General features: G+C 56.6%; 2 protein-coding genes. Both read right to left on the bottom strand.

Annotation, left to right across the window (positions count from 1 at the left end):
- Nucleotides 1-120 (bottom strand): histidine phosphatase family protein (locus RR877_RS10570; RefSeq protein WP_332628242.1); only part of this gene is annotated, 120 nt, incomplete at its 3' end.
- Nucleotides 121-123: 3 nt separating this feature from the next.
- Nucleotides 124-1,118: pitrilysin family protein (locus RR877_RS10565; RefSeq protein ID WP_332628241.1), on the bottom strand; the 995-nt coding region annotated here is incomplete at its 5' end.

Genomic DNA, 1,118 nt, shown 5'->3' with positions numbered 1-1,118 from the left:
AAGACGACGTCCCACGGCTTCTGCCTGCGCAATACCGCGCGGAGAGAGTGGACCGTCAATGACGCCGTGCTCGGCGTCGAGTTGTTCGCCGTGACGAACCAAGATGATGTTGTGTGCCATTGATTACCCCTCAGAAAGGATACGCGATAACGCGGCCTCATCTGCTTGGCCAACAGAAACCAAAGAAACCTTGCCAGCGGCAAGTTCCTTCGCGAGATCTTGAATACGTTCCGGGGTGACTTCCACCAGCAACGCCAAGGCAGCGTCATAGTCAATGAATTCACCTGATGAAATCTCAGACTTCCCCAGACGAGACATGCGAGTGTCGGTATCTTCTAGAGCAAGAGCGGAACCGCCCGCGAGCTGGCCTTTGGCGCGGCTGAGATCATCTGCGGTGACACCGTGTTCTGCGAACTTGTGGAATTCGGCCAAGAGTAGCTCGGCTACTTCAGGAGCTTTCTTGGGAGATGTTCCCGCAAAGAGTCCGAACGCACCAGCATCTGAATAGGACGAAGCAAAAGAGAAGACCGAATAGGCAAGTCCACGCTTTTCGCGAATCTCCTGGAACAGACGTGAAGACATGCCCCCGCCCAAGATCGCGTTCATGACTGTCTGGACCACGCGGCGCTCATCGGTTGCCACGATGCCAGGAACACCCAACATGATGTTGGCCTGCTCAATGGGGCGCTCAATCACTTGCAAAGCTTTGCCTTGGGTAATGAGTGCTGGTGTGCGAGGACGACGTGCAACTGGAGTGGCTTCAACCGAGAGATCCCAGCCAGCTGCCTCTAACGTGCGCTGAACTTGTGCCACGAGCTGATCGTGATCCAGCGAACCCGCAGCTGTAATGACCAAGTCATTGGGGCGGTAGTTGGCACGGTAGTGCGCCACGACCGCTTCGCGCGTGGCCGCACGAATCGTCTCGGGGCTTCCCCCAATGGGGCGACCCAGTGGGTGGTCTCCGAGTACGCCTTCAAAGAAGCGCTCCTGTGCCACGTCCGAGGGGTCATCCTCAGCCATCGCCAGTTCTTCCAGAATGACATCGCGTTCGGTTTCGAACTCATCAGGGTCAATCAAGCTCGAAGTGAGCATGTCACTCATGACATCGATAGCCATGG

This window comes from Aurantimicrobium sp., assembly GCF_036667855.1.
Classification (GTDB): domain Bacteria; phylum Actinomycetota; class Actinomycetes; order Actinomycetales; family Microbacteriaceae; genus Aurantimicrobium.
Note: the sequence above shows the minus strand (reverse complement) of the source record. Positions and strands in the feature narration are given on the sequence as shown.